Consider the following 20328-nt stretch of genomic DNA (forward strand, 5'->3'; position numbering starts at 1 on the left):
CATTATTTGCGATCGGCCGTTTCCATGGCCAATCGTCCTTGCATGATCTTGATAACCGCCTCGTCGACGAGTTGCCCCTCCACCAGTATTGCGCCGATCCCCTGCGCCACGGATGCCTCATAGGCGTTGACGATGCGTCGCGCTTCGGCCAGCTCGGCCGCCGTGGGCATGAAAGCCGCATGAAGGGCGTCGATCTGCGCGGGGTGGATCGCCCATTTGCCGACATAACCAAGCGCCGCGCCGGCCTCCGCATTCCTGACAAGCCCGTCGGCATCCTTGACGTGCGGCCAGACATGGTCGATCGGATCGATCCCCGCGGCGTGGGCTGCAAGCGCCACCTGGGCGCGGGCCAGCTCCGGCCCCGCCGTGCCGAACCGCATGCCGGTTTCGGCGATGTAGTCCCCGATCCCGAACAGCAGGGCCACGTTGCGCGGGCTCGCCGCCCCGATGGCCATGGCCTGCAGCACCGCATCGGGCGTTTCGATCATCGGTTGCAGGCTCACCTCAGCCAGCCCGTGCTGTCGCAACTGGTGTGCCACCCGATCGATGCAGACGACATCGCCGGGCGCCCGGACCTTCGGGATGACGATCGAGCTGACGGGCAGGCCGCACAGCGCGCGCATATCGTCGAGCCACCAGTCCGTGTGCAGCCCGTTGATCCGCACCGCGACCTCGCCGACCCGGATGGTCGCATCGGCAAGCGCCCGCGCCAGAACGGATCGCGCTTCGGCCTTCCGGTCGGCCGGAACCGCATCTTCGAGGTCGAGAACCACGCTGTCGGCGGCCGAAGCCAGCGCCTTGGCGATCACGCCGGACTTGGCGGCCGGCGTGACGAGCTGACTGCGCCGCAGAACGGTGTCGCGTTTCACGCCGGTCTCCGGGCCAACGCCATGACCCGCGCCACGTCATGTTCGTCGGCAATGCCGGCGATCGATTGTGCCAGGCTGGTTGCCTGTCCGGTCCCGAGAACCGGCCCCGCGAGCCCCATATATTTTGCCAGCACCCCGTCCCAGCCAAGTGGGCGGCCGGGTTCGCCCATCGGCTCGTCGATCTCGATCCTGTCGGAGCTGTCGCCGAACCGGGTCGTCAGGATTGTCTGGCCGACCTTGAGCGTGGCGTCCGAGATCACGGTGATCCTGCCGGTCAGCTTCTCGATCTCCGCATTGCCGAGCAGGGCATAGCTGTCCCAATCGCTGCGGCCTGTCAGCATCGCCACAGCCACCTGGAAATACACGCTGAACTGGCCGTCCACGATGTTGCGGGGCGCGCGTTTGGCAGGAACGTCTTCGCCGACAAGCCGATAGGATGTCGGGTCGAGCCGCACCTCGACCGTGCCATCCTGAACCGACCCGATGCGGGCGCCCATCTCGATCGCCGCTTCGATCGCGCTGTGGTTGAGGCGGCAGTTCGGAAACGGTTTGATGGCGGTTTCGGCGGCGGCCCAGCGGGTGCCAAGCCCGATACTCAGCCGGGTCGGATCCGGCTTCGGGGAATAGCCCTGAAGGACGCCGGCGCGGCCTTCCAGCGGCTGCGCCGCTCCGACGACGCCGGCCTGGGCCAGCCGCGTCACCATCAGCGCGTCATGCGCGGCGAAGCCGGGATGGAGACGTTTGTTCCAGGCTCCGTTCTCCATGTACTGCATCGATCCGGCCGCCCGGCTGCCCGCCAGACCGAAAGCGGCCTCTATCGTCTCGCCGGTCAGCCCCAGCAGGCGGCCGGCTGCTGCCACCGCGCCGAACAGTCCGCCGATCGGCGTGGGATGGAACCCGCGTTGGTAGGTCGCTTCACCCAGGGCGCCACCAACACGGCAGGCCACTTCGTAGCCGATGGCGATGGCCTCGATCAGATCGCGGCCCGTCGCATGCGTCTCCTCCGCCACGGCCAGCGCCGCGGGGATGACCGTCACGCCCGGATGCAGCTTGCCGAAGAAATTCGTGTCGTCGAAATCCATCGAATGCGCGTAGGTGCCGTTCATCAGCACGGCCAGCGCGGCGGGCCGCGTCGTGGCTTCGCCGATCACGGTCACCTCGCCGACGGCATCGCCCGCGAAAGTCAGCAATCCCTTGCGCACGGCCTCGGTGCTGTCGGCATTGACCGCGGCGAATGCCGTATTGCCGATGAAATCGAGCAGGCACTGGCGCATGAGCGCCAGGACGGATCCGGGGATGTCCGAACCGCGGGTCGACGCGGAAAATGCCGCCAGGGTCGCGCTGGCCGCCGGCGCGGCGTTTTCACCGTCAGCCATTGTTCGTCTCCGACATCGTGCCGATAATCCCGCGGCTGGCGAGGTCCGCGATCTGGTCGCCGGACAGCCCCATCTCGCTGAGGATGCTGCCGGTATGCTCGCCGACCAGCGGCGGGCCCAGGCGGTTGACCGAGGGCGCGTCCGACAGGCGCGGCGGGAAATCGAACACCTTGACCGGCCCGACGGCGCTTTCGACCTCCAGCACCATCGCGCGGTCCTTGAAGCGCTGATGATTCAAGGCATCCTCCAGCGTGTTCAGGGCCCCTGCCGGGATCTGGCATTTGTGGAACTGGTCCAGCCAATAGGCCCGATCGTGCCTGGCGAAGGCCGCGCCGACCCGTTCGTCGAGCGCTGCGCGGTTCTCCAGCCGTTCCTTGTTGCCTGCGAAGCGCGGATCGTCGAACAGGGCGATGTCGCCGATCGCCTCGCAGAACTTGCGCCACATGACCGTGTGTCCCCCCCCGGCCGCGACGATCACCTGCTTGCCGTCGCCAGCCATATAGGGGCCATAGGGCGCCATGGTGTGATGATGCAGGCCGACCCGCTGCGGCGCCTTGCCACCATACCAAAGCATGTAGGGAAAATATCCGGTCCATGTCATGATCGCGTCGAACAACGCGACCTGCACTTCCTGCCCGCGCCCGGTCCGCTCGCGGTGGAACAGCGCCTCGAGGATGCCGACCGTGGCATACATCGCGCCGGAGATGTCGCAGACCGACAGCGAAATCTTGGCCGGTTCATCCGGTGTGCCGTTGGTCGAGATCAGGCCGGTCTCGCCCTGCACGATCAGGTCGAGAGCGGCGCGGTCGGAATAGGCGCCCTCCTGGCCAAAGCCCGAGATGCGGCAGAAGATGACTTTCTCGTTGCGTGCCTTGAACGCCTCGTAGCCCAGGTGCCAGCCTTCCAGCGTGCCGGGCACGAAGTTCTCGATGACGATATCGGCCTTCTCGACAAGGTCCATCAGGATCTCGCGCCCGGCCTCTTCCTTGAGGTTCAGGGCCAGGCTCTCCTTGCCGGGATTGACCCAGGCGTGCCCGGAACACATGCCGTGCACGATCGTGTCCCAGAACCGGATCAGGTCGCCAGTGCCAGGGCGTTCGATCTTGATGATCCGCGCACCCATCTGCGACATGAGACGGGTGCAGAACGGCCCTGCCACACCCTGTGTCAGGTCGAGCACCGTGATCCCGTTCAGCCCGGCGGGGGCCTGCGCGTTCATGCTGTCTTCCTTCCGAAAGCTGCGTCGCGGTCCGCCCAGTGACTGGCGCGTTTCACCAGGACCGTGCGCTCACCCGATGCGATGTCCGTGCCGTGCTGATTGCGGCCGGTAAACCGATAGCGCATCAGACCGGCATCCGCGCGGTCCGCCTGCCGCAGATCCAGTACTTCGGAGCGCGCATAGAGCGTGTCGCCCTGGAACACCGGCGCATGCAGGCGGATTTTGTCGAGGCCGACATCCATGAACGCGTTCTCGCTCATGTCCTCGGTCGTCAGCCCGATCACGATGCTCAGCGTGCAGGGCCCGGCCACGATCCGCTCCTTGAAGCGTCCGTCCATCGCCGAGGTCGACAGCAGCAGGTCGAAATGCGCCGAAGCCGTATTCATCGACATATGGGTCAGCGCGTAATTGTCCCAGTTGGTGATGGTGCGCCCCCGGGCGTGGTCGTAGACCTGACCGACCTGAAAGGCTTCGAAATAGGTGTCGCGGCCGGTGATCGCCATCAGCCCCGCCCTTCGATCAGTCGGCGCGCGATGACCTCTCGCTGGATCTCCGACGTGCCTTCGCCGATGGTCAGCAGTCCCGAATCCCGCCAGTAACGGTTCACCGCGGTTTCGACCGCGAACCCCATGCCGCCGTGGATCTGGACGGCCTCATGGCAGACTTTCTGCGCCATGTCGGCGGCGAAAAGCTTGACCATGCCGGCGTCCAGATCAGCCCGCTCGCCCCGGTCCAGCTTGCGTGCGACCATATAGCCAAGCTGTCGTGCCGCCTCGATACCGGTGGCCATATCCGCCAGTTTGAAGCGGATCGCCTGGAAATTATCGATGGTCTTCCCGAATTGTACGCGTGTGCCGGCATAGTCGCGGGCCTTCTCGAAGGCGGCCTGCGCCAGACCGATGCACCGGAAGGCAAACTGCATCCGGGCGAATTCATAGGTGGCCATCAACTGCTTGAACGCCAGACCTTCAACGCCACCGACGAGGTTCGCGGCAGGAACCCTCAGCCCGTCGAAGAACAACTGGTATGAGTGCATGCCATGATAGCCGATGGTGTTGAGCTTCCGGGCCGTGAACTCCGGTGCCGGAAACGTCCCACGCGGCTTTTCGATAAGCAGGAGCGAAATGCCGGAATGCTTGTGCTCTTTCGACGTCCGCACGAAGCACGAGATAATGTCGGCGCGGCAGGCATGGGTGCACCAGAGCTTGGTGCCGTCGAGCACATAGTCGTCGCCGTCCTTCACCGCCATCGTCTTGATATTGGCCGCGTCCGACCCGGCCTCCGGCTCGGTCCCGGAATGAGCCGCCTGCAACGCACCCGAGATCAGGCCCGGCAGGAACCGCGTCTTCTGGTCCGGCGTGCCATTGCGCGAGATGATTTCGATCAGCCCCCAGTTGCGCGCCGGCAGCGCGCCCACCGAGAACCAGCTCCGCGACAGCTCTTCAGTCACGACGGCTGCCGCGAGGTTACCCATTCCCAGCCCGCCGTCGTCTTCCTTCGCCATCAAGCCGAAGATACCCATGTCGCACATCTTCTTGAGGACGCCGTCTGGAATTTCCGCATCGGCGAGGTGCAGGTCCTGGGCGATCGGCTCGACTTCCTTTTCGGCAAATGATCGCGCGGACGCCTGCATCTGGAGGATGTCATCGGGGAGGTCGCTCATTTTTTCTTTCCTTACTTTGCGCGGCACTTCGAGAGGTTCCGGCGTTTGAAGTCCACAACCTCGTCGCCTCGCTGAGTGGTGCCGATCGTATGCCATTCGGTGATGCCCCAGCCGGGACGGCTTTCGGTCAGGCGCTGCGACAGAACCGTCGAGCGCGCGTAAACCGTATCTCCCGCATAGACCGGCAGTCCGAATGCGACATCGTCCACGCCCAGAAACGGCCCGCCCGCCTCGGATAAATCCTCAACCGACAATCCTAGAACCGTTGCGAAAACGAACATGGGCGGGATCAGGATGTCGTCGTATCCAAGCGCCTCGGCGTAGGGGCGGTTGAAGAAAATCGGGTTCATCTGCAAGAACATATTTCCGAAGGTGCTGGCATCGGATGCGTTGAAAGTGCGTCCCCAATGGTGGTCGAACACCTGCCCGATCTCAAAATCCTCATAGAGCAGGCCGCGTTCTTTCCGGATCATGTTCATTCTGCTGCCAATTCCGTCATCTGGTGTTCCGAGAGGGCGACCAACGCCGAGACGTCCTCGACCGTGCCGACGTCCTGGAGCAGTCGTTCCAGCGTGTCCACCCGGACGACTGGCAGTTCACGAGACGCGTTCGCGCGGAATTTTGCGATGATCTCGCCCGGGGTCAGTCGCAGGCCGGGCGTCCCCCGGCTTTGCGGCTTTCGCAGGACATGGCGCGTTCCGTCGGTCATCTCGATCCGGACCTCCCCGGGGAAATGCGCGGGAAAATCGCTCTTTTCGTCGATGCTGCACGTCACCTTGGCGGCGATATCCAGAACCTCGGGATCGGCCAGATCGCCGTCATAGAACCCGGCCACGTCCACCCGGCCCTTGGCCAGAGCCAGACCGATCACATAGGGCACGCTGAAAAGTGCGTCATACTCCGTCTGTGGTGCGCGCTTCTGGTTCTCGGGCAGGTAGACCATCGGGTGCAGCCGCTGCGAAAGCGGCGCGTCGATCCGCGCGATCGCCGCCACATCGATCGCGTTTGTTTCCCGCAACGCGATGGCGGCATCGACGAAGGCGTGGATGAAGTGGCAGCAGGGATAGGGCTTGATCGCCAGACCCATCAGTTCCCAGCTCTGCCCCAGCCCGGCCAGCAGGGTCTCGCGGTCGGGCTTTCTGCCCAGATGTGCCGCGAAAAATCCGTGATCTCCTTCAAGAACCTGGCGCGGCCCCTTGAATCCCGCCCGGCCCATCGCGGCCGCCGAAAGCCCCGCATGCGCGGCCCAGCCCGGGTGAAGGCGCTTCATCCAGGACCCTTCCAGCTCCAGTATCCCGCCGGCAAGAGAGCCGCACAGGCCGAGAGCATTGGAGAGCGCGGCATGATCCATTCCATAGAGCCGGCCGGCTGCGCAGGCGGCGGCAAATGGACCGCAGATGGATGTCGGGTGCAGATGCCGGTCATGGAATTCGCCATTGGCGGTCAGCGCCAGCCGACATCCGACCTCCAAGGCCACGACATAGGCTTCCAGAACCGCGGCACCTGAGGACTTCGTTGCCTCGCCGGCGGCCAGCGCGCTCGCAAAGGCTGTGGCGCTGGCATGGTAGATGGCCGCGATGTGGGTATCATCGTAGTCAAGGCCATGTGCCAGGACGCCATTCACCAGGGCGGCCGACGGAGCTGGCAGTGCCCGACCGGTCCCGATCGCATGCGCATCCGCACCCGATCCAAGCTCATTTGCCGCACTGTTTATCGATGCAGCGAACGGGAAACCAGACGATGCCACGGCAATACCGAAAGTGTCCATGAAGTGAAGGCGCGCGAGCGCAAGGACATCATCCGGTATTGAAAGCGTCGATAAGGCAAAAGAGGCGATTTCTTCTGAAATACTGGTCATTCTGGGCGTCCCTCAAGTTTCTTGGGGGCGAATGGCGACGCCTGATCGTCGTCGACCGCTTCTTCCTCCCACGGCAACTTTGTCGGTGGCCCATTGACAAAACAAACGAATAATTATAATAAACTCATGAAAATAGGTGATAAATGTCAAAACTCCCCATGAATTTGTCGATACTGGAGGCCGTCGTCGCGGTTGCCGAAACCGGCAGCTTCAGTCAGGCGGCGGATGTGCTGGGTGTCTCCCAGTCCGCCATTTCCGCAAGAATTCGTACCGCCGAAAATATACTTGGAGTTGAGCTATTCACCCGCACGACACGCAGGGTATTGATCACACCGCATGGTGAACGGCTCCGGTCGCGCGCGGAGAATGCGATCGCGGACCTCAAGGCCGTGTTTGATGAATTCCGCGACGAGGAAAAACTGATCCGGGGCCGGGTGAGGGTCGGCGCGACGCCGACGGTCTCGGCGATCATGCTCCCCGAGATCGTCCGCGATTTTCGCAGCGCCTATCCAGGGATAGACATCATCATTCGTGACGATTTTTTTGGCCAGGCTCTGGAGCGGGTCGCGGTCGGCGACGTCGATTTCGCGTTGTCGCCATCGGTCGATCCCTCGCGGGTGCCGCATATACAGATGGAGCATCTTCTTACCGAAGACATGGTCCTGTTGCTGCCTGTGGATCATCCGCTCACGCAAATGCGTGAGCCCGGTTTGAAAGACATTGCCGATCATGCGATCGTATCGATGCCGGCGCAAGCCGCCATCCGCGCGCAGTTGGATCAAGCTTTCGCGTCTGAGGGCCTGACCTTCACACCGGCTATGGAGACGATGCACGCGCTATCTTCCATCGCCATCGTGAAAGCTGGCTTGGCTGTCGCCATTGTTCCCGAAGGACTTCTTAAACTTCTGGATCACAGAGATCTGGTGGCTCTGCCTGTACCGCATCTGCGCCTGGGTAGAGGAATATCGATTGCGACGGCCAAAGATCGCAGTCTGCCGCCCGTGGTCAATGCGTTCATCAATGTCATTCGACACAGCGTCAAAACCAACGGCAAAAGCTCTCCCTGTTCCAGACCATGATAATGAAGCCCAGGAACCAGCCGGGCGGCCGCCGCCATCCGGCTGCCAGCCCGGCTGCCCGATCAACCGGCGCTGGTTTTGCCCCGGATGGCATCGACGCTCCAGATCCCGGCGCCATATGTTGAGATGAACAGGAAGACGAAGGCATAGAGTGCCGCAAGCTCGCCCTTGTTGACGATCGGCAGCAGGCCGCCATTGGCATGGCCGAGCCAATAGGCGGCGGCGGCCATGCCGCTGCACAGGAAGGCGGCGGGGCTGGCGAACAGGCCGATCATGACCAGTGCGCCGCCGACCAGTTCGATCGGGCCGGCGATATACACGATCCAGGCCGGCGCTTCATAGCCGGCGGGCGGCAGGTTGAACAGTTTCTGGGTGCCATGCCAGAGAAACAGGAAGCCGGTGACGATGCGCAGCAGCGCGAAGGCATGGGGACGGTAGGGCTGAAGCAGTTTGGTCATCGTGGGCATGTTCCCTGGGTGCGGATGGGGTGATTCAGCCGCAGCATGAGACGCCGGACGAGCGAATGCTGTGCAGAAGCCCACACCGCGGACGCATCCGGTCAGTGAATACCGCGCAAGGCATCGAGCATGGCGCGGCTGGCGACCAGCCTGACCGGCAGCACCCCGTCGCGGCCCCGGATGTCGAGCAGGCGATGCGGCACCGCCGCCAAGGTGCCGGCCGCCGGCCCCTTGCCGCCCGCGACGATGCCGGCGATCACCGCATCCGACATCACCACCGTGCAGTCGTGGTCCTTGGTGGCGGCTTCCAGGCGTGCCGCGACATTGCCGGTGTCACCCAGGAACTGGATCGGCCGCGGCTCCGCCATGCCGATGGTGCCGACCACCGATGGCCCCAGATGGATGCCGATGCCGATCTTCAACGGCGCGCCCAGATCGTGGCGCAGTTCCAGCGACAGCAGGTCGACGCCGTCCCAGATGGCCGCCGCCGCGGCCAGCGCCGCCGCACAGGTGCCGGGGATGTCGTCGGTGGCACCGGTGCCGCCGAACACGCTCATCACCCCGTCACCGGCAATACCGGTCACCCGGCCGCCGGCCCTGCGGATGGCATCGGTCACCGTGTCGACATAGCGTTCGATCAGATAGAGCGCGTCATAGGCGGTGCGTTCAGCCGCAAGCCGGGTGGAGGCGCGCAGATCCACGAACAGGGCCACCACCACCGCCTCACGCGCGCCACCCACCAGCCCGCCATGCGAGGGACCGCCGGGCTCGGACGCGGCCACCGATGCCGCGCGGTCGCCGGCGGGGATCAGCGGCAGCACGGTGACATCGCCCATGGGCCTGATCCGGCAGGCCAGCCGGACATCGGCGGGGGCGCCGATCCTGTGCAGCATCACCGCCTCCACCCCGTCGGGCGCGGCCAGATGGCCGGCACCGGCCAGGATCCGGACCCGGCAGGTGGAACAGCGGCCACGCCCGCCGCAGATCGAGGCATGGGGGATGCGGGCCCGCAGGCTGGCTTCCAGCACGCTGTAGCCGCGCGGCACCACTGCGACCCGCTCGTCGGGCGCCACCCGGTCCTCGGGTGCCACCCGGTCTTCGGGCGCGACCCGGTCTTCGGGCCGGCCGGCGCCGCCGGTGGTATGGCCGGCATAGCGGATGCGGATCGCCCGGAACTGGCGCGCATGGGCATCGCGCAACAGCCGCGCCGTCAGCACCGCCGCCACCAGCGCCACATAACCGAAGGTCAGCAGCTCGACCAGCCCGACCAGCCGGGGGATGGCCGCGGCCAGAACCTCGGGGGCAATGGCGGTTTCAGCGGCAAGTCGCGGATCGCCCGCACCCGCCCGCAACTGGATATCGGCGCCGGCGACGCTGATCCCGATCACCGCCAGCACCGGCAGAAGTGTCGCCGCGACCAGCAGCCCGTGCGACCGGGCCCGGAACCAGGATTTGAACCGCAGCCAGCGATGCAGGCCGATACAGCCATGCACCCAGACCATCACCAGCAGCAGCAGTTGCAGCACCAGATTGATGCCGGCTTCGGGCAGCCAATAGCCCGACAGCATCCGCCAATAGCTGTCGTCCAGGCCGTAAAGCGCATCGCCCAGCCGCACGCTGATCGCGTGGCGGATGACGATGACCGGGATCAGCAGGCCCAGCGCCAGTTGCCAGGCTTCCGCCACCGGCATGCGCAGATGGCGGCGGCGATACAGGCTGTGCAGCCCGATGGCGACATGCACCAGAAAGGCGCCATACAGCGCGGTCTGGCCGATCCAACTGTGCCAGGGCACCAGCAGCACCCCGCTGGTGGCCTCCATCGCCGTGACGGTGAGGATGCCCGAGGCATGAGTGGTAAAGTGACAGCCAGCATAGAGGAACAGGATCAGGCCGGATATGATGCGCAGCCGCGGCAGCCATGGCGCCGGGGGCGCGCCGGTGCCGGCAGCCGGACGGCGCAGGTGCGGGGCCCTATTGCCAGATCGGAAGGACAGGTAGCGCAGCATGGTCAGACGCACGGAAACCCTGTCACGATTCCCCCTGTTCGGGAGCCTTGGCGCCGATGAGATCGCGGCACTCGACAGCCGCTGTGCCTGGCGGCGTGTCGCCGCCGGCGCCTCGATCATAGACCATCAGGATGACGGCACCGATGTTTTCTTCGTGGTGCAGGGCCATGTGCGGGTGCTGATCCGCCAGCCGGGCGGCCAGAACATCATTCTGCGCGATATCCGCGACGGCGAGTTCTTCGGCGAACTGGCCGCCATCGACGGGCGCCCGCGATCGGCCGGCATCCTGGCCATGACCGCATCCACGGTCGCGCGCATGCCGGCGGCGGTGTTCCGGGATGCGATCCACCGCCATCCCGGCGTCTGCGACCGGGTGCTGGGCCTGCTGGCCGCCCAGGTGCGGATGCTGGCGACACGGGTGACCGAGTTCTCGGCGCTGAATGTCCGCCATCGGCTGTATGCCGAATTGCTGCGCCAGTCGCGCCCCGACCCGGCCGATGCCGGGCGCGCGATCATCTCGCCGCCGCCGATCCAGACCGACCTTGCCGCCCGGATCAGCACCCATCGTGAGGCGGTGTCGCGCGAACTGGCGGCGCTGACCCGTGCCGGGCTGATCGAGCGGCGACGCGGCGCTCTGGTGCTGACCAGTCCCGGCCATCTGCGGCAGTTGATCGAGGAGGCGTATGCGGCGGGATAGAGGTGGGCTGCGGGCCAGGGGGGCTGCGGGGGGCGGAGGCTAACCGCGCAGCGCCGCCGCCATGATCCGGGGCAGGTGCCGCCAGCCGGGCCGATAGGCGAAGCGGGTGAGGCGACGGCCGATCTCGGCGGCATGGCCATGGGTGACGAACCAGGGTGGGCGCGGCAGCATCGCCAGCGACCCCGACAGCAATCCGCGCGGGAAGGGCCGGAACGGCGCGGTCACCACCGCGCGTTCGGCCGCATCGAACATCAGCGTGTTGTGGACGAAACCGATGCCGCTGCCCGGATCGGCGGGCGGGCGCCCGGCCATGACGGCGTCCAGCGCGCCGCCGTTGAAGGCGCCCCAGGGCGTGCGGGCCAGCAGAAAACCCAGCCCCGACCAGGCATTGACGGCGATGCAGCCGTAATGCAGATCGGCCAGAAGGGCATCGAAGCGCGGCCCCAGCGCTTTGGCGGTGCGGGGATGGATCAGGATATTGGCACCCAGCGTGCCCGACAGCCGGTCGTTGCTCCAGGTGATCGCGCGGCGCAACCAGGCCTCGATCTCGGCGGGCGTGGCGCCATCGGCACCGGCCGCGGGCGCGAAGGGCAGGCGGGTCACCGCCAGAACCGGCGCGAACACCTCGTCGGTTTCCATCGGCCGGTCGCGGGTCAGACGCGGCGGCTCCACCACCGCGCGGCCCTCGGTACCGGCACCCAGCCGGCGCACGACATGGCCGGCGCCATCCAGCGCCGCCGCGATGCGCGCGGCGGCCCCCGGATACCACAGCGCCCGCCGGGGCGCCGCCGCCATCACCCGCTCCACCGCGGCCAGCAGCCGGTTGCCCGCGGGCCAGTCCTGCGGCAGAACCAGCATCTGGCAGGCAATGCAGTTGAAGCCGCCATTGTGGAGCTTCTGGCTGGCGATGTTTTCCGCCTGAAACGCGATATCGGCGGCGCTCCACGGCCCCGGCACCACGATGGTCGGCGACACGCAGCCCAGTTCCGCCGTCACCGGTCGCGGATTGGCCGGCGCGTCGGCGGCGCGGTTGCGCTGGCCCGTCGCACCGCAGCCCCAGACGATCGCCCCCCAGGTGGCGGCCGATCCGGTGACATGGATACAGGCGATGCGCGGATGCCGGCACAGCCACGCCCCCAGGGCGCCATCGCCGGCAACGATCGCCAGCGCATCACGCGCGATCAGCGGCGCGAACACCCGCTCCAGCACCGGCTTCATCGCGTCCAGCACCGGGTTCAGTTTCAGCACGACCACCGCATGGTCGATCAGCAGCTTGTGCAGACAGTCCAGCGGCGCGATGGCGGTGATGTTGCCGGCCCCCAGAACCAGCGAGACCCGGCCGCTCCGAGAGGCCGCGGGGGATGACTGGCTGGCGGCGACATGATCCTTCAACCCAGGGGCGGTGATGCCCGGACGCATCCAGACCTCGGCCTTGACGCCGCTAAACAGTATTTTATCCCAATGGGTTGACGGCAGAACCTCGACCGCAAGCTGACCGTTGGGCAACGCCCGCGTCTTCAACCCGCGCAGATGCCGGGGCCTGGCGCCCGCGCCCTGCGCGGCATCGGCCGCCAGACCGCGCAGGGTGTGGAGATAGTCGTTGCAGCCGCTCATCAGCGCATAGGGGCCCGATTGCCATTCCTCGCCCAGGGCCGCCGCCTCCGGTGTCAGTTGCTTGGCGGTTGCCGCCGCCTGCACCCAATCCTCGGCGGCGGCCATCAGGGCATCGCGCACCGCCTCGATCACGCCGATCCGCTCGACCAGCGTGGTGCGTGCCCAGGCGGTGCTGGCGGCGTCGAGCCGGGCGATCCTGTCGTTCAGGATCAGGGCACCGGGCGGCGCACCGGCATCCGGTGCCGCGGGGGCCGTGTGCTCGTGGCTCAGGCTGTCCATCATGACCGGACCTTCGATGAGGGGCGGGAGGCGATCAGGCGGCGACGGTGGCGGCGGTGGTGGTGGCGGCGGTGGTCTGGCCGCTGCCGCTGCCGCTCAGGCGGTCGCGGCGGATCAGGTCGGCGGCGCGTTCGGCGATCATGATCGTGGGGGCGTTGGTGTTGCCGCCGATCAGGTTGGGTATGATCGAGGCATCCACCACCCGCAGACGGTCGATACCGCGCAGCGTCAGATCGGGCGTGACCACGGCGTTGTCGTCACTGCCCATCCGGCAGGTGCCGACCGGGTGATAGATGGTGTCGGCACGGGCGCGGATATGGCGGGTCAGTTCCTCGTCGCTTTGCGGGCCCTGCATATAGAGTTCCCGGTCGCGGAAGCCATCGAGGGCCGGCGCCTCCATGATCCGGCGGGTGATGCGGGTGCCGCGCAGCATCAGCGCCATGTCGTCGTCATCCGACAGGAAGGCCGGGTCGATCAGCGGCGCCATCATCGGATCCGGCCCCGCGAGTTCCAGCGTACCGCGCGATTTCGGCCGCAACACACAGACATGGCAGCTGAATCCATAGCCCCGATGCAGCTTGCGGGCATGATCGTCGACGATCGAGATCACGAAATGCAGTTGCAGGTCGGGTCGGTCGAGATGCGGTTCCGATTTGAGGAAGGCGCCGCCCTCGGCGAAGGGGGTGGTGAGCATGCCGGTGCCCTGGCGCCGCCATTCCCGCAAGGCCCGCATCAGGTTCATGGTTCCGGCCATGCCGATGCCGAACATATCGGTGATCCGCGAGCGATAGGACAGCACGAAATCCGGGTGATCCTGAAGATTGCGGCCGACGCCCGGCAGATCATGCAGCACCGGAATGCCCATGCCGCGCAGATGCGCCGCCGGGCCGATGCCCGACAGCATCAGCAGTTGCGGCGAATTGAACGCCCCGCCCGACAGGATCACCTCGATCCGGGCCTGCACCTCGGCGGGCTGCCGGCCGCGACGATAGGCGACGCCGGTGGCGCGGCCATCCTTGACGATGATCCGGGTGGCATGGGCCCGGGTCAGAACGGTCAGATTGGTGCGGTTGGCCATCACCGGGTGCAGATAGGCGGCGGCGGCGGAACAGCGTTCGCCACGGCGCGGACCACTGTGAAACTGGGTCACCTGATACAGCCCGACGCCGTCCTGGCGCGGGCCGTTGAAATCGTCGTTGCGCGGGATCTGGCATTCGGTCGCGGCCTCGATGAAGGCCCGGGTGACACCGCGCGGCGAGGGCTGATCGGCCACCTGCAACGGCCCGTCGGCGCCATGGAAATCGCAGGCACCCCGCTGGTTGCCCTCGGCCTTGCGGAACCAGGGCAGGACGTCCTGGTACGACCATCCGGTGCAGCCGGCGGCCGCCCAGCCGTCATAATCCGACGGATGGCCACGGACATAGAGCATGGCATTGATCGCGCTGGAGCCGCCCAGACCCTTGCCGCGCGGCTGATAGCCCTTGCGGCCGCCCAGCCCGGCCTGCGGCACGGTGTCGAAGGCCCAGTTGTTCAGCTTCGGGCGCCCGGGCAGCATCGCGACCACGCCGGCCGGCGTGCGCACGAACAGGTCGCGGCCCTCGCCGCCGGCTTCCAGCAGGCAGACGCTGACCGTGGGATCCTCCGACAACCGCACGGCGAGCGTTGCACCAGCCGAACCACCGCCGACGATCACATAATCGAAGATCATGCCCAGTTCCTCCCCCATGACTGCGCAGATGCGTGTCGGCGCAATTCGCTTAGGGACGATTGGACATCCAAACCGGGCAGGTGTCCAGATACAACAAACACCTTGCGGTTGAGTTGAGGGGGTGTGTCAAGCCATTGTCGGACAGGCGTATTCCCGCCCGACGGGTCAGGTGGCGCCGGTGCTCGCCAGCGCCTGACGCGCGGCCCGCAGTGCGGTATCGACATCGCCGCGGAAATGTGCGGTCGGCGGGGTGATGCCGTGGCGGTGCAGCATCTGGCGCACGGCCGGCCGGGCAGCGGCGATCCAGACCGTGGCACCGTGGCGCATGGCTTTGCGCAGAAATCCCTCGATGGTGGCGGCACCGGTGGAATCGAGCAGCGGCACCGCGCTCATATCCAGAACATAGGCCTTGGGCGTGGCGCCGATATTGTCGAGCGTCGCCCCCACCGTGGCGGCGGCGCCGAAGAAGAAGGCGCCCGAAATGCGATAGACCACGATATCGCGGTCGGTGGCGCGGCTGGGGTCATAGGCGGTGCGGCCGCCGGTTTCGGCGCGATCATTATCGGCCAGATCCGGTTCGACCAGCGGGGTTCCGCCCTGAACCTCGACCGCCTGCGCCATCCGGTGCAGGAAGATCAGCGCGCCCAGCGCGAAGCCGGCGACGATGCCGGCGGTCAGGTCCTTGAACACGGTCAACAGGAAGGTCGTGGCCAGCACCAGCGCATCGCCGCCGGAACTGCGCAGCAGAACCCCGATCGCGTGGCGCTCGATCATGTTCCAGGCCACGATCGCCAGCACCGCCGCCAGGGCGGCCAGCGGGATATAGCCGGCCAATGGCGCGGCCAGGATCATGAAGCCCAGCAGGAACAGGGCATGCAGCATGCCCGCGACCGGCCCCCGCGCGCCGGCGCGGACATTGGTGGCGGTGCGGGCGATGGTGCCGGTGACACAGAAGCCGCCGAACAGGCCCGAGGCGATATTGGCCACACCCTGCGCCACCAGCTCGCAATTCGACCGGTGGCGCCGCCCGGTCATGCTGTCGGCGACCACCGCCGACAACAGGCTTTCGATGGCGCCGAGCAGTGCGAAGGACAGCGCCGCCGGCAGCAGCGTCACCACCCGGTCGAGCGTGATGGTGGGCAGCGCCGGCGCGGGCAGCATCTGCGGAATGCCGCCAAAGCGGCTGGAAATGGTTTCGATCGGCAGATCAAGCAGCCAGGCCGCGATCGCGGCGCCGGCCACGGCGACCAGCATGCCCGGCACGCGCGGCGCCAGCATCTTCAAGCCCTGGATGACCAGAATGCAGACAAGTGCCACCAGTGTTGCCGCCGGCGTGATGGTGGGGGCCGCATCGGCCAGCATGGCGAGCTTGGGCAGGATCTCGCCGGGTTCGGGTCCGCTGAGCGTCAGGCCGAACAGATCCTTGATCTGGCTTGAGAAAATGATCACGGCGATGCCGCCGGTGAAGCCCACGGTCACCGGATAGGGGATGTATTTGATGAAGGTGCCAAGCCGGAGCGCGCCGATCGCCAGCAGGATCAGCCCCGACATCATCGTGGCCAGGATCAGCCCGTCGACGCCGTGGGCCGCGACTGTGGCCGCGACCAGCACGATGAACGCGCCCGCCGGCCCGCCGATCTGAAACCGGCTGCCACCCAGGCACGAGACGATGAAACCGCCGACGATGGCGGTATAAAGCCCGCGTTCAGGGCCCACACCCGATGCGATGGCGATGGCCATCGACAGCGGCAGCGCCACGATCGCCACCGTCAGGCCGGCGATCGCATCGGCGCGCAGGCCGGCCACACCATAGCCTTCGCGCAGCACGGTGATGAGTTTCGGGGTGAAGAGGTCCGCAAGACGCGGGCCCGCGAGACGCGCGGCCATCGGTTGATCCGTCCTTCCGTCGCATGGCGATGCGGTCGGCGATCGGCGTGCCCGATGCGCCGGCGTGTCCGATGTGGAGGTCATGCGCCGGCGCGCGGCTGTTTCAGCCGCACGCCCCGCCCCTGGCCCTGGCTGGGTGCGCCATCGCCGATCAATTCGATGCCGGCCCGGTCGAAGGCCTCCACCACCTTGGTCAGCGTGTCGATGACCCCGCGGACATTGCCGTCGCTGCCCTCCATCCGTTGGATGGTAGGCAGCGAGACGCCCGACAATTCGGCCAACTGGCGCTGGTCGATGCCGAGCAGGGCCCGCGCGGCCCGCATCTGTGCCGCCGTGATCAAGCTTGCCTCCGGTCTGAACTGGCATTGATCATGCTACAAAAATCAGAAGTGATGTACAAAACATCAGTATCTGCGTCTGAGACATGGATGTTCATCGTCTGATGCATAGCTTGTGGCATATGCATCATCCGGCCGGCAGCAGGGCCATCCGGGCATAGGCATCGAACGCCGCCGCATCATCGGCGCGGCCACGGGCGCCGATGAACTGATCGGGGCGGATCAGCACCCAGTCGCCGCTGCCGGGACGAGCGTCATAGCGGGCCGCCAGCGTGCCATCCGGATCATCGGTCAGGGCGACGGTGACCACGGCGATGGCCGTGCCGCAATGGCTGCGGCTCTGCGCCAGGGCCGGGGGCAGAGCGTCGGCGAAGACCAGCAGACAGTGATGGCTGACCGACAGATGCCGCCAGAACGGCCCCTCGCCATGCGGCCCGTCGAGCGCCCGTTCACCCGGCGCCGGATGACGATGGGCCGATTGGGGCGCAGGCCGGCTGATCAGGGCCCCGGTATCATAGCGCAGCGCCGTTTCCGACAGCTCCACCTGCAATTTGCGGCGCAGCATCGGCAGCTTCGAGACCACCGACACCGCCACATCGCGCAACAGCCGCGTGGCGGTGCCGCGCGCGACCATGCCGACATGCAGCTTCTGTGCGGCGCCGTCGATCACCTGCCGGGCCACCGGCCGGCGTTCCGCCTCGTAACTGTCGAGAAGCGTCGTCGCGTCGCCACGGCCCTGAAGCACCGCCGCCAGCTTCCAGGCCAGATTGACCGCATCCTGAATGCCGGTGTTCATGCCCTGGCCGCCGGCCGGGCTGTGGATATGGGCGGCATCCCCGGCCAGCAGCACCCGACCACGGCGATAGCATTCGACCAGCCGTTCATTCACCCGGAAGGCCGACAGCCAGGTCGGATCGCCGGCGACCAGACCGGGCGGGCCGCAGCGGTTCAACTGCGCCTGCATCTCTTCAAGGTCGGGCGGCGACTGGTCGTCTGGATCGTCGCGCATGGCAAAGGTCCGCCAGACCCCGTCGCCGATGGGAAACAGCGCGACACTGCCGCCCTGGCCCCACCAGACATAGAGCGATGTCGGATCCAGCGGCCCCGCCATCGTCGTATCGGACAGGATGAAGGTCTGCGGCTCGGTATAACCGGTGAACGGAATGTCCATGGCATGACGCGCTGCACTGCGCGCGCCATCGCAGCCCACGACATAGGCGGCGGTCACGGCGCTGTCGGCGCGGTCGTCGTCATGGCCGGCCGGCCGCAGCACCGCCCGCACCGCATGGGCGGTCTGGTCCACCGCCACCAGGTCCAGGCCGCGTTCGATCGTCACGCCCCTTGCCGCCAGATGCTCGGCCAGCAGGCGCTCGGTTTCAGACTGCGGAATGATCACCACGAAGGGAAAGGCGCTGTCGACGCCTTCGGCGATCGGCATCGCGGCCAGTTCGCGGCCGCCATCGCCCACCCGCATATGGGTCATGCGGATGCCGGCATCGATGATGCTGCGGGCAACCCCCAGACCGGCGAAGGCTTCAAGGCTGCCGCTCCACACCGCCAGGGCCTTCGAGACCTGCGTGCGCTCGGCCGCCTTGTCGACGATCCGGCAGGCGATGCCACAGGCGGTGAGCGCCAGGGCCAGGGTCAGTCCGGTGGGGCCGGCGCCGACGATCAGTATCGGTGGAGTGGTGGGAGTATGTGCTGTCTCTGACATGGGTGTCGCCCCTCCCGTGCCGCAACGTCCGGCCGGGTGCGGCCGGGTCGCCCTGATCGGCGGTTCTTCCTGCATCATAAGCGGTTTTCCCGCCCGGCGGCGCCATGTGTCGAGGCGGCTGGCGGACAGCCGTTGACGGCGTGACCTTTGAATTGTATCAATTAGTACAGTGTTTAACGTTCGATACAAAAGATAGGAGCCGATCGATGCCCGAACCCCGTCCACCCCTGCCGCCCTTCACGCCCGAAACCGCCGCCATCAAGGTGCGTCTGGCGGAAGATGGCTGGAACAGCCGCGACCCTGAGCGGGTGGCGCTGGCCTATACGCCCGATTGCCGGTGGCGCAATCGCGCCACATTCATTGAAGGTCGGGCCGAAATCGTGCGATTCCTCACCGACAAATGGCGGCGCGAGCAGGATTATCGCCTGATCAAGGCGCTGTGGGCGGTGAGCGGCGACCGGATCGCGGTTCGCTTCGCCTATGAATGGCACGATGACAGTGGTAACTGGTTCCGGTCCTATGGCAACGAGAACTGGGCTTTCGACGCGGACGGCCTGATGCGGCAGCGGATCGCCAGCATCAATGATCTGCCGATCGCCGCGACCGACCGGCTGTTTCTGTGGCCGCAGGGGCGCCGGCCGGACGATCACCCCGGGCTGTCGGCGCTTGGCCTGTGAGGCACAAGGTGACGACGACGCGATGGTGACGGCGAGGCGATGGCAAGACTGATCCATGAACGCGCCGACGTGGTGCGATTGCTGGCCGAGGTGTTTCGCGCCCACGGGTTCGAGGGCGCCAGCCTGGGCATGATCGCATCAGAAACCGGTCTCGGCCGCGGCAGCCTGTATCACTTCTTTCCGGGCGGAAAGGAAGAGATGGCGGCGGCGGTGCTGGCCGAGATCGACCGCTGGTTCACCGAGGCGGTGTTCGCGCCGCTGCGCGCGGCCGCGGCCAGTGGTGACGGCGATGCGGCGCGGGCGGCGATGCAGGGAATGTGCGCCGTTTCCAGCCAGTATTTCCGCTCAGGTCGGCGGGTGTGTCTGGTGGGGGCGTTCGCGCTCGACAGCGTGCGCGACCGGTTCGCCCTGGCGATCCGGTCGTATTTCACCGCCTGGATCGACGCCCTGGCGGCGGCGATCGAGACGACCGGTGTCGCGGCGGCGCCGGCGCGGCAGATGGCGGCCGATGCGGTGGCCGATATTCAGGGCGCGGTGGTGCTGGCCCGCGCGCTCGATGATACGGCGGTGTTCGAGGGGCGGATGCGGCGGCTGGCGGCGCGGCTGACCGGTGATGACGGGGCGGTGCTGCCACCCGACATCAAGCCGATGCAAGCCAGCCCCGCGTAGGCGGGCTATGGTCACGACGGCTGGCAATGCATATATCAAGCTTATGCTTGTCAGAATATCCAAGGCATGCCTCCCGGCGGCACCGCCGCTCCCCCGCAACACCGTTTCATGTCAGGGAACGTCATGACCGCGTCCAGATCCGGCGATCGTGCCGCCCCCGCGGCACCTGCATCCGCCGACACCGGGCCGCCCCGCCGCGGCGGCCCGGTGTCGCGGG

18 protein-coding genes are annotated in these 20328 nt (G+C 66.7%); 4 read left to right on the forward strand and 14 right to left on the reverse strand.

Annotated features, from left to right (window positions below):
• Positions 1-2 precede the first annotated feature (2 nt).
• From WG924_RS04465 to WG924_RS04495, 7 genes are read right to left on the reverse strand one after another with little or no spacing between them, the layout of a single operon-like run.
• Complete coding sequence (locus tag WG924_RS04465) at positions 3-869, reverse strand: HpcH/HpaI aldolase/citrate lyase family protein (RefSeq protein WP_345931818.1); 867 nt, start codon at positions 867-869, stop codon at positions 3-5.
• Positions 866-2245, reverse strand: a complete 1380-nt coding sequence (locus WG924_RS04470; RefSeq protein ID WP_345931819.1) for an MmgE/PrpD family protein — start codon at positions 2243-2245, stop codon at positions 866-868. The genes WG924_RS04465 and WG924_RS04470 overlap by 4 nt, the downstream gene beginning before the upstream one ends.
• Positions 2238-3464 carry a CaiB/BaiF CoA transferase family protein gene (locus tag WG924_RS04475; RefSeq protein ID WP_345931820.1) on the reverse strand — a complete coding sequence of 409 codons (1227 nt, stop codon included), beginning with the start codon at positions 3462-3464 and terminating at the stop codon, positions 2238-2240. Before WG924_RS04475 ends, WG924_RS04470 begins: the two co-directional genes overlap by 8 nt.
• Positions 3461-3967: a MaoC family dehydratase gene (locus tag WG924_RS04480; RefSeq protein WP_345931821.1), complete on the reverse strand. Its 507-nt coding sequence runs from the start codon at positions 3965-3967 to the stop codon at positions 3461-3463. Before WG924_RS04480 ends, WG924_RS04475 begins: the two co-directional genes overlap by 4 nt.
• The gene (locus WG924_RS04485; protein WP_345931822.1) at positions 3967-5127 is read right to left on the reverse strand and encodes an acyl-CoA dehydrogenase family protein; all 1161 of its coding nucleotides are present in this window, start codon (positions 5125-5127) and stop codon (positions 3967-3969) included. Before WG924_RS04485 ends, WG924_RS04480 begins: the two co-directional genes overlap by 1 nt.
• An 11-nt stretch (positions 5128-5138) precedes the next feature.
• The gene (locus WG924_RS04490) at positions 5139-5606 is read right to left on the reverse strand and encodes a MaoC family dehydratase (protein WP_345931823.1); all 468 of its coding nucleotides are present in this window, start codon (positions 5604-5606) and stop codon (positions 5139-5141) included.
• Positions 5603-6985, reverse strand: a complete 1383-nt coding sequence (locus tag WG924_RS04495; protein WP_345931824.1) for an MmgE/PrpD family protein — start codon at positions 6983-6985, stop codon at positions 5603-5605. The genes WG924_RS04490 and WG924_RS04495 overlap by 4 nt, the downstream gene beginning before the upstream one ends.
• 143 nt (positions 6986-7128) lie before the next feature.
• Here WG924_RS04495 and WG924_RS04500 point away from each other — a divergent pair, with 143 nt between their 5' ends.
• Entirely contained in the window at positions 7129-8064 is a 936-nt protein-coding gene (locus WG924_RS04500) for a LysR family transcriptional regulator (protein WP_345931825.1), read from the forward strand.
• 62 nt (positions 8065-8126) lie between these two features.
• Here WG924_RS04500 and WG924_RS04505 read toward each other — a convergent pair whose 3' ends face one another.
• Entirely contained in the window at positions 8127-8522 is a 396-nt protein-coding gene (locus tag WG924_RS04505) for a DoxX family protein (protein ID WP_345931826.1), read from the reverse strand.
• A gap of 101 nt (positions 8523-8623) precedes the next feature.
• Positions 8624-10540 carry an adenylate/guanylate cyclase domain-containing protein gene (locus WG924_RS04510; protein ID WP_345931827.1) on the reverse strand — a complete coding sequence of 639 codons (1917 nt, stop codon included), beginning with the start codon at positions 10538-10540 and terminating at the stop codon, positions 8624-8626.
• On the opposite strand from WG924_RS04510, the gene WG924_RS04515 reads away from it, so the two are divergent.
• A complete protein-coding gene (locus tag WG924_RS04515) occupies positions 10527-11225 on the forward strand; it encodes a Crp/Fnr family transcriptional regulator (protein WP_345931828.1) in 699 nt (232 codons plus the stop codon). The two genes, WG924_RS04510 and WG924_RS04515, sit on opposite strands and share 14 nt — an antisense overlap.
• 39 nt (positions 11226-11264) lie before the next feature.
• On the opposite strand, the gene WG924_RS04520 is transcribed toward WG924_RS04515, so the two are convergent.
• From WG924_RS04520 to WG924_RS04540, 5 genes are all read right to left on the reverse strand, one after another.
• Positions 11265-13121 carry an aldehyde dehydrogenase family protein gene (locus tag WG924_RS04520; RefSeq protein ID WP_345931829.1) on the reverse strand — a complete coding sequence of 619 codons (1857 nt, stop codon included), beginning with the start codon at positions 13119-13121 and terminating at the stop codon, positions 11265-11267.
• 31 nt (positions 13122-13152) lie between these two features.
• Positions 13153-14826 carry a GMC family oxidoreductase gene (locus tag WG924_RS04525; protein ID WP_345931830.1) on the reverse strand — a complete coding sequence of 558 codons (1674 nt, stop codon included), beginning with the start codon at positions 14824-14826 and terminating at the stop codon, positions 13153-13155.
• Between the two features lie 165 nt (positions 14827-14991).
• Positions 14992-16713 carry a SulP family inorganic anion transporter gene (locus WG924_RS04530; RefSeq protein ID WP_345931831.1) on the reverse strand — a complete coding sequence of 574 codons (1722 nt, stop codon included), beginning with the start codon at positions 16711-16713 and terminating at the stop codon, positions 14992-14994.
• Between the two features lie 80 nt (positions 16714-16793).
• Entirely contained in the window at positions 16794-17054 is a 261-nt protein-coding gene (locus WG924_RS04535; RefSeq protein WP_345931832.1) for a helix-turn-helix domain-containing protein, read from the reverse strand.
• 124 nt (positions 17055-17178) lie between these two features.
• Positions 17179-18765, reverse strand: a complete 1587-nt coding sequence (locus WG924_RS04540) for an FAD-dependent monooxygenase (RefSeq protein ID WP_345931833.1) — start codon at positions 18763-18765, stop codon at positions 17179-17181.
• A 206-nt stretch (positions 18766-18971) separates the two neighbouring features.
• Between WG924_RS04540 and WG924_RS04545 the strand changes: the two genes are divergently transcribed.
• Both WG924_RS04545 and WG924_RS04550 read left to right on the forward strand, forming a co-directional pair.
• On the forward strand, positions 18972-19442 hold the full coding sequence (locus WG924_RS04545; protein WP_345931834.1) for a nuclear transport factor 2 family protein: 471 nt from the start codon (positions 18972-18974) through the stop codon (positions 19440-19442).
• Between the two features lie 39 nt (positions 19443-19481).
• The gene (locus tag WG924_RS04550) at positions 19482-20111 is read left to right on the forward strand and encodes a TetR/AcrR family transcriptional regulator (RefSeq protein WP_345931835.1); all 630 of its coding nucleotides are present in this window, start codon (positions 19482-19484) and stop codon (positions 20109-20111) included.
• The last annotated feature ends 217 nt before the right edge of the window (positions 20112-20328 follow it).

Origin of the sequence: Tistrella arctica, from assembly GCF_039630945.1 — a bacterium.
Taxonomy (GTDB): Bacteria; Pseudomonadota; Alphaproteobacteria; order Tistrellales; family Tistrellaceae; genus Tistrella; species Tistrella bauzanensis.

Excerpts from the sequence above, each read along its gene's own strand:
- WG924_RS04490 (WP_345931823.1), bottom strand. The coding sequence starts at position 5,606 with ATGAACATGATCCGGAAAGAACGCGGCCTGCTCTATGAGGATTTTGAG.
- WG924_RS04520 (WP_345931829.1), bottom strand. The coding sequence starts at position 13,121 with ATGATGGACAGCCTGAGCCACGAGCACACGGCCCCCGCGGCACCGGAT.
- WG924_RS04505 (WP_345931826.1), bottom strand. The coding sequence starts at position 8,522 with ATGACCAAACTGCTTCAGCCCTACCGTCCCCATGCCTTCGCGCTGCTG.
- WG924_RS04485 (WP_345931822.1), bottom strand. The coding sequence starts at position 5,127 with ATGAGCGACCTCCCCGATGACATCCTCCAGATGCAGGCGTCCGCGCGA.
- WG924_RS04495 (WP_345931824.1), bottom strand. The coding sequence starts at position 6,985 with ATGACCAGTATTTCAGAAGAAATCGCCTCTTTTGCCTTATCGACGCTT.
- WG924_RS04475 (WP_345931820.1), bottom strand. The coding sequence starts at position 3,464 with ATGAACGCGCAGGCCCCCGCCGGGCTGAACGGGATCACGGTGCTCGAC.
- WG924_RS04500 (WP_345931825.1), top strand. The coding sequence starts at position 7,129 with ATGTCAAAACTCCCCATGAATTTGTCGATACTGGAGGCCGTCGTCGCG.
- WG924_RS04530 (WP_345931831.1), bottom strand. The coding sequence starts at position 16,713 with ATGGCCGCGCGTCTCGCGGGCCCGCGTCTTGCGGACCTCTTCACCCCG.
- WG924_RS04525 (WP_345931830.1), bottom strand. The coding sequence starts at position 14,826 with ATGATCTTCGATTATGTGATCGTCGGCGGTGGTTCGGCTGGTGCAACG.
- WG924_RS04515 (WP_345931828.1), top strand. The coding sequence starts at position 10,527 with ATGGTCAGACGCACGGAAACCCTGTCACGATTCCCCCTGTTCGGGAGC.
- WG924_RS04470 (WP_345931819.1), bottom strand. The coding sequence starts at position 2,245 with ATGGCTGACGGTGAAAACGCCGCGCCGGCGGCCAGCGCGACCCTGGCG.
- WG924_RS04545 (WP_345931834.1), top strand. The coding sequence starts at position 18,972 with ATGCCCGAACCCCGTCCACCCCTGCCGCCCTTCACGCCCGAAACCGCC.
- WG924_RS04550 (WP_345931835.1), top strand. The coding sequence starts at position 19,482 with ATGGCAAGACTGATCCATGAACGCGCCGACGTGGTGCGATTGCTGGCC.
- WG924_RS04540 (WP_345931833.1), bottom strand. The coding sequence starts at position 18,765 with ATGTCAGAGACAGCACATACTCCCACCACTCCACCGATACTGATCGTC.
- WG924_RS04480 (WP_345931821.1), bottom strand. The coding sequence starts at position 3,967 with ATGGCGATCACCGGCCGCGACACCTATTTCGAAGCCTTTCAGGTCGGT.